Source organism: Micromonospora sp. KC721 (assembly GCF_004348355.1).
Lineage (GTDB): Bacteria > Actinomycetota > Actinomycetes > Mycobacteriales > Micromonosporaceae > Micromonospora.
The window spans coordinates 19,011-29,807 of the sequence record NZ_SMJY01000054.1 but is presented as its reverse complement, the minus strand read 5'-3'; the positions used below and the strand labels follow the sequence as shown (position 1 = coordinate 29,807).

The following is a 10,797-nucleotide window of genomic DNA, read 5'->3' as shown; positions in this document are numbered from 1 at the left end:
CCCCACGACCCGTACCATCGTGCGAACCGGTGACTCCTTCGAGGTGCCCTCGTCCGTTTCGGGCGGGGGCATTGCCGTGTCGTTGTGGATCTTTAGCACTGCGGATCTTGGTCTCTACCTGCGGGCCGGTGGAGACCGTAGCGTCTCGACCCGGTGAGGTTCACCGTCCCAGTCGCGCCAGATCCGGCGACCTCGGCGAAGCTGACCCCTAGGTCTTCCCGGATTGCACCGCGGCCTGGCATGATCCACCGGACGCGGGCGCCGGTCTCCCCGCCGCGAGTTGCCCCATCAGGTCCTTGACGAACTCTTTCGTCGGCCCCTGCGTGGGCGGTTGCAGGAAGGTTCGCGATGTACACCGCAGCTCCGCCGCAGGGGCGCCGCCGCATTGGCCAGGCCCGAGCCGCCTATCTGTTGCTTTGGCTATTTCTCCTGGTCAACCTGATGGTCGTCGAGGTGATGTTCGCCAACCCGAGCAGGCCGGCTCCCAACACCCTGATCTCGATCGGTCGTTTCCTCGGCCTGCATCTGGGATTCGCGATGGCGATGCAGCTGCTGCTGATCGGGCGCGTGCCGTTCCTGGAGCGGCGGATCGGCATGGACAAGCTCACCCACTGGCACCGCTGGACCGGGTTCACGATCTTCTGGCTGGTGGTGCTGCATCCGACCTTCGTGGTGCTCGGCTACGTACAGCTCGAGCGGATCGCGCTCCTCGCGGAGATAGTCAAGCTGGCCGCGTACATGCCCGTGCTGCTCGGCATGATCGCCGCCGTCCTGGTCGGCGTCATGGCGTTCACCTCGCTGCGGATGGCCCGTCGCCGGATGTCCTACGAGGCATGGCACGCCACCCATCTGGTGGTGTACGTGGTGATCGTGCTGTCGGTGATCCACCAGGTCTACGAGGGCACCGCGTTTGCCTCCAGCACTCTCACCAGGACGTACTGGTGGGGGCTGTGGGCGTTCGCGATCGGTTCGCTACTCGTCAACCGGCTGATCGTGCCACTGGTGCGCAACGCACGTCACCGGCTGCGGGTCGTCGCCGTGGTCCCGGAAACCGACGAGGCCGTCTCCGTGCACGTGGCCGGCAACCAGCTCGACCTGCTGCGGGCCCGGCCGGGCCAGTTCTTTTGGTGGCGGTTCCCCGGTCACAACCCCTGGTGGCAGGTCAACCCGTGGTCGCTCTCGGCGGCACCGGACGGCCGCACCCTGCGGCTGACCGCGAAGGCGATCGGTTCCACCAGTGCCGGGCTGCGGCAGCTGCCGGTGGGCGCCCGGGTCTACGTGGAAGGCCCGTACGGCGCGCTCACCACCGCCGGCCGCACCCGGGAGAACGCGTTGCTGATCGCCGGAGGCATCGGCATCACACCGATCCGGGCACTGCTGGAGGACCCGGACCTGACCGGTGACATCGTGGTCCTCTACCGGGCGCGGACGCCCGCCGACGCGGTGCTGATCGACGAGCTGCGCGATCTGGCGCAGGCCCGGGGAGCCCGCTTGCACCTGCTGACCGGCCGTACCACCGACGGCAACCAGCCGTTGAGCCCGGAAAGCCTGCGCGACCTGGTGCCGGACATCGCCGAACGTGACGTCTATCTGTGCGGCCCGGCTGCGATGGCCACCACCGTGCAACGCAGCCTGCGCGCGTTGGGCGTGCCGGCCCGCCAGCGGCACATCGAGGCGTTCCGCCTGGGGGTGTGATCCGTACTGCGGCCCGACTTCGCACCCACGGCGGTTCGGTGAGCGATGCGAGGCCCGCCCTCGGCAGCCGTCGCGGCCCTCGACGATCAGCCGCGTCCTCCTGTCTGGTTTGTCGGCGCCCCTTCCGGGAAGACGGCGCGAGCCGTATGGGAGGGCACGAGATGACCGAATCCACCTTGAAGCCCAGACAGGTGGCGTACGCCGCGATGGCCGGCACCGCGTTCGAGACGTACGAGTACTTTCTCTACGGGTTCGTCGCGGCGACCGTCTTCGGTCCGATCTTCTTCCCCGCCTTCCATCCCTGGTTGGGCACCCTGGCGGCGGTGTCGAGCCACGCGGTCGCGTTCCTCGTCCGACCACTGGGTGCCGTGCTGTTCGGTCGGATCGGCGACCGGCTCGGTCGACGGCCGGCGCTGATCACCTCGCTGACGCTGATGGGCGCAGCCACCATCGGCGTCGGCCTGCTGCCGACCTACGCGGCGATCGGTGTCACCGCGCCGATCCTGCTGGTCGTGTTGCGTCTTGTTCAGGGCCTGTCCGTCGGGGGCGAGATTCCCGGCGCGGTGCTGGTCGGCGTCGAATACGCGCCGCCGAATCGGCGCAACTTCTTCGGCGCCTTCGCCTACATAGGGGTCACCGTCGGATTCCTGATCGTCTCGGTGTCACTGCTGCTGGTCACCACGGTGGTCGGGGCGGAGACCTTCCAGAGCTGGGGGTGGCGAATCCCGTTTTTGTTCAGCGCGGTGCTCCTGGTCTTCGGGCTGGTGCTTCGTACCCGACTGGCGGAGACACCCGAGTTCGTCGCCGCGGAGAGCCGGATCCGCCGGGAACGCGCTGCCGGTCGACTGCGTACGTTGTTCCGTGGGTGGGGCCGCCCGCTGCTCGGCGCCATTCTGATCTGGATCGGCCCGTCCACCTTTTTCTACGCGTTCCTGACCAGCCTGCTCGCCTACACGAAGAACTTCGTGCCAGAGCTGCGCACCACGACCGTGCAGTGGGCGCTGCTGCTGACCGCGATCGCGCTGACGGTCATCGCCACCGTCGCGGCCTACTACGGCGACCGTGCGAACCGGATACGGATGATCATAATCGCGGGTATCTGGTGGACCCTCTGGGCGGCACCCTCGTACCTCCTGGTCGAGACCGGGTCCGCGCCGGCGCTGTTCACGGCCATGCTGGTCGGTGTCGTGCCCCAAGCAATCGTCACGGGGGTGGCACCGGCGCTGACCGCTGACCTGTTCCCCGTCGAGGTGCGCTACCTCGGCCTCGCCGTGGCCCTCACCCTCAGCGTGCTGATCGGCGGGCTCCTGCCGATACCCGCCCTCGCCCTGGTCGGCGCGGCCGACGGCTCGGTCGTACCCATGATCGTGGTCATGCTGCTGGCCGGCATCGCCGTCATCGTCGGCGCTTTCATGATTCGACGGCTGCAAGCGAAGCCCGCGGCGGGTCAAACGCCCGCCGGTCGGCCGGCGCGTTGACGGGTCGTTCGCATCCGGCGGCGTCACGGGCCGCCGGTCAGCGCGGGATACCCCTGGACGTGGCCGCGGGCCTGGTCACGGGCAGCACCCTCTACCTCGGCCCGGAGTGGCTGTTCCGGTTGTTCGGCTCGCCGGCGGTGTCCTCGCTGCCGCCTCGGTGAGGTACGGACGGGCTCACGTCGTGCCGCGTACCACCAGACGGGGGCTGAGTAGCGCCGGTGGTGGCAGCTCGCCGGCCAGGAGTTGGTCCACCTGGTGTACGGCGAGTTCGCCGAGCCGCCGTTTGTCGAGGTGAATCGTGGTCAGCGGCGGATCGATCAGCTCTCCGACGCTCAGACCGTCGAAGCCGACCAGCGCGCACTCCGCCGGCACGGCGACGCCGAGCCGGCGGGCCGCCTGGAACGCGCCGATCGCGACCAGGTCGTTGAAGGCGAGCACCGCCGTCACGTCGGGGTGTGCGGCGCGCAGCGCTTCGAACGCCGTGCCGCCGCCGGCTGTCGTCTGCTCACCGAGGACGATCCATCCCTCGTCGACCGGCAGCCGGTGGGCCTGGGCGACGTCGAGGAATGTCTGGCGCCGTACCACCGGATCGCAGGCGGAGAAACAGTCGATCATGCCGATGCGCCGGTGCCCCCGCTCGATCAGGTGCTCCAGCCCTGCCCGGACACCCGCCTCGGTGTCCACCCGCACGAGTGCGTACGCCGCCGAGTCCTGCCCTCGGTCGACGATGACCAGCGGCACACCCGCGACGTACGGCTCCAGTTCCTCGTCGGTGTGGCTGAGGTAGCCGACGAGCGCGTCGACCTGCCGGCCGAGTGACCGCAGCAGTGTCAACTCGCGAAGTCGGTCGTTCTCCGTGCTGGCGACGACGACCTGCCAGTCCCGGCCACCCGCCGCTTCGATGACTCCGGCGATGAACTCCGGGAAGAACGGGTTGACCACGTCCGAGACGATCAGGCCGATGGTCACCACGTCGGGCCGGACCAGCCCGCGGCCGAACCGGCTGGGCCGGTAGCGCAGTTCCCGCGCGACGTCGAGCACCCGCCGCTGGGTTTCCGGGTCGATCTCTCCCTTGCCGTTGATCGCCCGCGAGACGGTCTGGTGCGAAACGCCCGCCACCCGGGCGACGTCCCTGAGTGTGACCCGTCTGCCGGCGGGTGCCGGCACCGTCCCGTTCTTCTCCACCACGCCCCCTACTCAACCATGACCGCTCCCGTTCCGGCTTTCGGGTTGACGACGAGGGCTCGGTGCGAGAAGCTTCCGTTAGCGGTCACGTTACCGTTAACGGGAACAGCTCGGGTGGCCGCCCCGGCCCCCGACCCATGTCTGGAGAAAATGTCGTGGCTTCCGTCAGGCGTACCCGCTCAGCCGAGACCCACCTGTTGTTCCGCGCGGTGTTCGACGACTGGCAGTCCCGGGCCGACGTCTGGTCCGCGCTGCCGGACGCCCCGGTCGTACCGGACGCTCACCCGCGGCAACGACCTGCCTGGTGGTGGCGGTGGATCGGCAACCGGAGGCGAGACCTACCGTTCATCGGCCGGGCCAAGGGTGACCGCCCTCGACTCCACTCTCCTCGCCACCACGGTCAACCGCACCGAACGGGGTGCTGAGCGCTTCGCCGATCACGAGCGGCCCTGGGCGCCCAGGGCCAGGACCGGTGGCACGGCCGCCGGCAGCGCCGGCGCCAGCCGGGGCAACCACTCGTGCTCCTTCGCCACCGCGGGGACACAGCCGGCGGCGGTGTGCGGCAACAAGGTGCGGAGTAGTCGCCATTCTGCCAGTGCTCCGGCGACCGCGCCGGTCATCAGCCGGGCAGGCTGATCGGTGATCAGCAGGGCGATGGTCCCACCTGGTCGACCAGACCGCCGGCCAACTCGTCCACGCACGCCAGGGCGTGCGCCGTGGCGGGCAACAGCGGTGGGCGGACCATCGGCGTCGGGATGCGTCCCCGGGCGTGCAACACCGCCTTGATCACGGACGGGTTGGGCTCGGCGAACAACGCGGCCGACAGGGAGGCGAGCCGGTGGCCGAGCGGCCGGGCCCGGTCGACGTCGCCGGACCGCCAGGCCCGGACCAGCGCGGCGTAGTCGGCGGTGGCGATGTGCGCGGAGGCGAGGATGCCGCCGTGCGCGCCGAGGGCGAGCAGCGGCGAGAGGTACGCGTCGTCACCGGTGAGCACGGCGAAGTCCGGCGGCAGGTCGGCGAGGAAGGCGAGGGTGTCGGCGTCGATGCCGCCGACGGCGTACTTGATCCCCGTCAGTCCGGGAAGCCGTGCGAGGCGACGCAGCGCCGCCGCGGAGAGTTGCTGTCCGGTGCGATACGGGACGTGGTAGGCGACCAGCGGTACGGGAGACGCCTCGGCCAGCCGGCCGTAGTGGGCGAGCACCGCCTCCTCGCCGGGACGCAGGAACGGCGGGACCAGACAGAGTGCCGCCGTCACCTCGGACCGTTCGGCGAGAGCTTGCAGGTCGTCGATGGTGTGCGCGCCGACCAGGAGCCCCGCCCGGTGCTCCCGGCAGGCCGCGGCGACGGCGTCGACCACCGTCCGCCGCTCGCGGTCGGTGAGCGCGTGCGGTTCGGCGGTGGTGCCCAACGCGACCAGGCCGGCTGCGCCGGCATCGAGCGTCTCGTGGGCGAGGGCGGCCAGCGCGTCGACGGCGACCTCACCACCCTCGTCGAACGGCGTGATCAGGGGTACGTACAGCCCGGTGGGTGTCATGCCTCCAGCCTGCGACCGCACACCGTGAAGGACCAGTTCCGATTGCTCAACGAACACATAAGCTGAGCTGATGCTTGACGTTCGCCGTCTGCGCCTGCTGCGGGACCTGGCCCGGCTCGGCACCATCGCCGCCGTCGCCGAGGCGCACACCTACACGCCCTCCGCCGTCTCCCAGCAACTCGCCGCCCTACAACGCGAGGTCGGCGTCGCCCTCCTGGAACGCGCCGGCCGCCGAGTCACCCTCACCGCTACCGGGAAGGCGCTGGTCGGTCACACCGAGGTGGTCCTCGCCGCCCTGGAAGCGGCCGACGCGGCCCTTGCCGCCGCCCGTGGTGGACTCTCCGGCACGGTACGCATCGGCGCGTACCCCAGCGCCGTGCGTACCCTGCTGCTACCGGCCCTGGTCGCGCTGGCGCGCGACCATCCCGCGCTCGACCTGATGGTCACCGAACTGGACCCGGTCGCGGTCCCCGACGCACTGCGCGAGCGTCGCCTCGACGTGGCCCTCGTACACGACTACGACATCGTGCCGGTCGAGTCGGACCCGGCGCTGGACTCCACGCCGCTGCTGGACGAGACGGTGTTCCTCGCGCTGCCCGCCGGCACGGCACCCGACGCTGTGGGTGATCCCCTGCACTCGGTACGCGACGCGGACTGGATCGTAGGCAGTCCGGGTACGCTGTGCCACTCGGTAGCCCTGCACGCGTGTGAGCTGGCCGGCTTCCGGCCGAACGTGCGCCATCACGCGGACGACTTCGCCGCCATGCTCGCCCTGGTCGCCGCCGGCCAGGGTGTCGGGCTGGTGCCCCAACTCGCCGCCGGGCAACCACCCACCGGGATCCGCCTCGTGCCCCTGACCATCCGACGACGTACCCGGGTCGCGTACCGGCAGGGCGCCGGCGCGCATCCCGCCGTGGCCGCCTGCGTGGTGGCGCTGCGCGCCGCCGCCACACTCACCCGCGAACCGGCAGCCGGCCAGGGACGGTGACCCGGCCGAGCACTGAGCCGACCGAAGCGCGGGCCGCCGTCCGGCGGGGGTGATTCAGCCCGCTGGCCGGCCTTCGCAGGCACGTCCGGGCGGTTTCCCCGTGGTCTCCCGACTCAGCGGCGGCCGAGGACCTCGACGATCCGGGTGAACCCGTCCGTTGCGTGGCCCAGCCCGATGGCACGGCGGGCCATGCCCTCGGCAGGCCGCATCACACCCGCGTCGATGCCGTGTGCCTCGGAGGTGTGCACGATGTGGGCCATGGACGACGCCGCCGAGGTTATCGGGTTGTCCTCGCCGGAGAAGTTGCCCTTCTCCACGTCCTCAGCCAACTCCTCGAAGATCGGGGGGAGGATCGAGCCGATGCCCTTGGCGAAGGGGGCCAGTTCCCGCGCGGGGATGCCCTCGGCCTTCGCCACGGCCAGCGCGTGCACATAGCCCGCCATCGCGGTCCAGAAAATGTCGAGCAGGGCGATGTCGTACGCGGCTGCCCGGCCGATCTCCTCGCCCAGGTGGGTATGGGTGCCGCCCAGCGCGTCCAGCACCGGTCGGTGCTTCTCGTAGAGGTCTTCCGGGCCGCTGTGGACGAACACCGCCTCGGGCGTACCGATGGTGGTGGTCGGCGTCATGATCGCGCCGTCCAGGTATCGGATGCCGTGCCGGGCCGCCCAGTGCGCGCTGTCCCGGGCCCGGTCGGGAGTGTCGGCGGTCAGGTTCACCACCGTGTGTCCCCGCAGGGCGTCGCGGACGGCGTCGCGGCGCAGGATCGCGTCCACCGCGTCGTAGTTCACCACGCAGACCACGGTCAGGTCACTGGCGGCCACCGCCTCCTCGGCCGACCGGGCGCCGACCGCGCCGCGCTCGACCAACTGGCGGTCCCGGCCGGGGGTGCGGTTCCAGACCGTGGTGCGCAGGCCGGCGTCGAGGAACGCGCCGGCCAGGGACCGCCCCATCGGTCCGAGGCCCAGCACGGTGACAGACTTGTCGGGGTACGAGGACATGCGAACTCCTACTAGGATCCCAAGGAGAGCGAACAGAGCGAACAGGAACGACCATGGTGCGCAGCCGTGCCCGGGATCCCAACGTCTGCGGGGTGGTCGCCGCGATCGCCGTCATCGACGGCAAGTGGAAGCCCACTCTGCTCTGGCTGCTGGAATCCGGGCCGCAGCGCCCCGGACAACTGCGCCGGCAACTGCCGGGCCTCACCGAGAAGGTGCTGACTCAGGCGTTGCGCGAGATGGAAGCCGACGGGCTGGTGCACCGGGAGGTGCACCACGGGCTGCCGTTGAAGACGGAATACTCCCTCACCCCGTTCGGCCGCGACCTCTCCGAGGCGCTGGCGCCCCTCTCCGACTGGGGCTACCGCCGGCTGGCGACTCTCGCCGAGGCCGAACAGGCATCCTGAACATCGCTACCTCCCCGTGCCGGCGGGGGTTCGGGTGACCCGCCGTCCAGGACAGCCTCGCCGGAGCGTCGGGCGCCGCCAAGTACCCACAAAAAAGTGGCTACCCGAGTTCGTCGCCCCACCCCGATCCGCGTCGCGGCGCAGGTGAGTACGGAGCTCATGCCGCACCGGCCGCCGACGATGAGGATGGTGGCGTGAATGACACGACTCGTACGCGTACGGTGCTCGGCGGCGTGCTGCTGGGGGCCGTCACCGTCGCCACCTGGGCGGCCTGGCTGGGCTGGAACACCGGCTACCGCACCGACCCCGCGACCGGCTCGACCACCGGCCCGTACTCGGTCTGGCAGGTGGCCGGCGCCGTGCTCACCCTGGCCCTGGTCGCCGCCGTCGCCGGCCGCCGGATGCGCCCGTGGCTGGTGGCCCCGGTGATGACGGTGGCCTTCACCGCCGCCTGGTCCGGCAATGCCGCAGCCACCGACAGCAGCGGACTGTGGGTCATCGGGGCGGTGCTGGTCCTGGTCGGCACGGCCATCGGGACCATCGTCGTCAGCGCCATCTCGTCGGCCTGCCGACCGGCCTGACCCATACCGCCGTGCACAGGCGGTACCCGGTAACACGGCCACGCCGAGCTCACCGAGCTCGGCGTGGCCGCTGGCCTGGATGCCGCGCGGCGCCGTCCACACAGGTCGGCGAGGCGGTCAGTGACACCGCAATGGTCAGCGGCCTGTGATCGTCAGTCCGCTGGCCATGCCGCTCGGTGACCCGTGCGGTCGAGGGTCGCCACCTCGCGTACGGCCTCGGCGATGGCGCGGAAGTCCTTGCGCAGGATCGCGCCGTGGTTGCTGGCGACCTTCGCGCTGACCCGGATGTCGGGGTTGCGGGCGGTCACCGCATCGAGGCTGGTGCGGATGCGTTCCTGCTCGTCACCGCGGCTGCCGAAGGACGTCCCCGAGGCGACCACGTACCGCGTCGGCACGGCGATGTCGTCCAGCACGGGGCCCAACTCGCGTTCGCGGGAGATCACGCCGATCTCGATGTTGCTGTTCGCCTGCTGTGCGGCGGTCATCCGTGGGGCCAGGCGCAGCGGGCGCAGCAGCGGCCAGAACCAGCCCATCCGCCGGAACAGTTTCCGGATCCGCTGTTCCATGGCCTCGTCGAGCCAGTCGTACGGGAACGCGCCGTCGACCAGGACGGCACCCAGGGTCCGGTCCGGATTGCGGCTGGCCCAGTGCGCCGCGACGTACGCTCCGTACGACCAGCCGACCAGCAGCGCCCGGCTCACCCCCCTGGCCGCGAGAACGGCGTCGACATCCCGGACGGCGGCAGCGAAGGAGTAGTCCGCCGAACCCTTCGATTTGCCGCGAGCCCGCTCGTCGTAGGTGATGTGCCGCCACCCGGTCCCCAGTTCGGTGATGACCCGCCGCCACTGCCACTGAACGCCGAACTGGCCGTTGAGGTAGACCACGGGGATACCGGAACCGCCGGTGTCGGTGACGGCCAGGGCCGTGTCGTCGACCGGCACCAGGCCGGTCCAGCCGGATCGCGTGTTGGTCATGGTTTCCCTCTCTGCGGGGTGGATGAGGAACGGTGGACGGTCAGGTCGCGGTAGGTGGCGGTGCTCCTACCGGCTGCGGGCGTCGATGTCGCCGTGGCCGGTGGTGGCGTGGATGGTCAGGTCGGCGACACCGGCGGTGTTGCTGAGTGCGTTGTGGATCCGGCCGTAGCCGGTGCCGGCGTCCAGGGAGGCGGACACGCCGTGGGCGGCGCGGATCGACACGTCACCCATCTGGGTGCGCAGGACGACCGCGCCGCGCCGGGCCTCGTGGATGCGGATGTCGCCCTTCGCGGTGCTGATCTCGGCGGGGCCGTCCAGGCGGCCGATCGTGACGTCGCCGGCGGCGGTGGTGACCCGTACGCTCGCGGCCTCGTCGATCTTGATCGCGCCCTGCGCGCCTCCGAAGGCGACGTCGCCGAAGCGTCCGACGCCCCGGAACTCGGCGCAGGACGACTTCGCCTCGACTCGGGAACCCGCCGGCAGCTGAACCGTGACCTCGATGGATCCGGAGGGGCCGAAGTACTGGTTCTTCGCCGCCGGGGCCTGGATCCGCAGGACGCCGTCGCCGTATTCGACCCTGGTCTGCTGCGCCGCCTTCACGTCGCGGCCCTTGGTGGCGTCGACGGGCAGGACCTCGACGGTCGTGTCGGCGCGGTCGGCGGCGATGAACTGCACGCGCCCGGCGGGGATGTCCAGGTCGACGGAGATCGGGGTGGGGGTGGCGAACGTCGACATCGTGCTCTCCTCCTGTTGTGCCTGTTGTTTCTGACAGCGGAAACGCTACGTTGCGTTCTAGATATCGGCAACGAGCTTGTTGCGTATGAAAGATGTTTCGGCAGGTAAACAGTCGAAAATCGTTGCAACGGGTTTGATTTCAATGCAATGCCAGTGCGGGTGGGCGTTGCATTGGAGGTGGAGTGAACGCTAACCTGGGACGTCAGGTAAGCGCGGAGGGAGATC

11 protein-coding genes are annotated in these 10,797 nt (G+C 70.3%); 5 read left to right on the top strand and 6 right to left on the bottom strand.

What is annotated here, in order from left to right:
* The first annotated feature begins 348 nt into the window (after nt 1-348).
* Together E1182_RS12410 and E1182_RS12405 are read left to right on the top strand one after the other, a co-directional pair.
* Nucleotides 349-1,695 (top strand): ferric reductase-like transmembrane domain-containing protein, encoded by a 1,347-nt coding sequence (locus tag E1182_RS12410; RefSeq protein WP_207921375.1) that lies wholly within the window; start codon nt 349-351, stop codon nt 1,693-1,695.
* A gap of 161 nt (nt 1,696-1,856) precedes the next feature.
* A complete protein-coding gene (locus tag E1182_RS12405; protein ID WP_165942595.1) occupies nt 1,857-3,173 on the top strand; it encodes an MFS transporter in 1,317 nt (438 codons plus the stop codon).
* Between the two features lie 174 nt (nt 3,174-3,347).
* Here E1182_RS12405 and E1182_RS12400 read toward each other — a convergent pair whose 3' ends face one another.
* From E1182_RS12400 to E1182_RS12390, 3 genes are all read right to left on the bottom strand, one after another.
* Nucleotides 3,348-4,361, bottom strand: a complete 1,014-nt coding sequence (locus E1182_RS12400) for a LacI family DNA-binding transcriptional regulator (RefSeq protein ID WP_132264266.1) — start codon at nt 4,359-4,361, stop codon at nt 3,348-3,350.
* Between the two features lie 434 nt (nt 4,362-4,795).
* Complete coding sequence (locus E1182_RS31670; protein ID WP_207921374.1) at nt 4,796-4,978, bottom strand: hypothetical protein; 183 nt, start codon at nt 4,976-4,978, stop codon at nt 4,796-4,798.
* A gap of 23 nt (nt 4,979-5,001) precedes the next feature.
* The gene (locus E1182_RS12390) at nt 5,002-5,892 is read right to left on the bottom strand and encodes a dihydrodipicolinate synthase family protein (RefSeq protein ID WP_132264264.1); all 891 of its coding nucleotides are present in this window, start codon (nt 5,890-5,892) and stop codon (nt 5,002-5,004) included.
* Nucleotides 5,893-5,962: 70 nt separating this feature from the next.
* On the opposite strand from E1182_RS12390, the gene E1182_RS12385 reads away from it, so the two are divergent.
* Nucleotides 5,963-6,880, top strand: coding sequence for a LysR family transcriptional regulator (locus E1182_RS12385; RefSeq protein WP_132264262.1), 918 nt, complete (start codon nt 5,963-5,965; stop codon nt 6,878-6,880).
* 113 nt (nt 6,881-6,993) lie between these two features.
* Here E1182_RS12385 and E1182_RS12380 read toward each other — a convergent pair whose 3' ends face one another.
* The gene (locus E1182_RS12380; protein ID WP_132264260.1) at nt 6,994-7,878 is read right to left on the bottom strand and encodes an NAD(P)-dependent oxidoreductase; all 885 of its coding nucleotides are present in this window, start codon (nt 7,876-7,878) and stop codon (nt 6,994-6,996) included.
* A gap of 53 nt (nt 7,879-7,931) precedes the next feature.
* On the opposite strand from E1182_RS12380, the gene E1182_RS12375 reads away from it, so the two are divergent.
* Nucleotides 7,932-8,282, top strand: a complete 351-nt coding sequence (locus E1182_RS12375; protein WP_132264258.1) for a helix-turn-helix domain-containing protein — start codon at nt 7,932-7,934, stop codon at nt 8,280-8,282.
* A gap of 194 nt (nt 8,283-8,476) precedes the next feature.
* Complete coding sequence (locus E1182_RS12370; protein WP_132264256.1) at nt 8,477-8,863, top strand: hypothetical protein; 387 nt, start codon at nt 8,477-8,479, stop codon at nt 8,861-8,863.
* A gap of 152 nt (nt 8,864-9,015) precedes the next feature.
* Here E1182_RS12370 and E1182_RS12365 read toward each other — a convergent pair whose 3' ends face one another.
* Both E1182_RS12365 and E1182_RS12360 read right to left on the bottom strand, forming a co-directional pair.
* Complete coding sequence (locus tag E1182_RS12365; RefSeq protein ID WP_132264254.1) at nt 9,016-9,837, bottom strand: alpha/beta fold hydrolase; 822 nt, start codon at nt 9,835-9,837, stop codon at nt 9,016-9,018.
* A gap of 66 nt (nt 9,838-9,903) precedes the next feature.
* Nucleotides 9,904-10,572, bottom strand: coding sequence for a DUF4097 family beta strand repeat-containing protein (locus E1182_RS12360; RefSeq protein WP_132264252.1), 669 nt, complete (start codon nt 10,570-10,572; stop codon nt 9,904-9,906).
* Between the last annotated feature and the right edge of the window lie 225 nt (nt 10,573-10,797).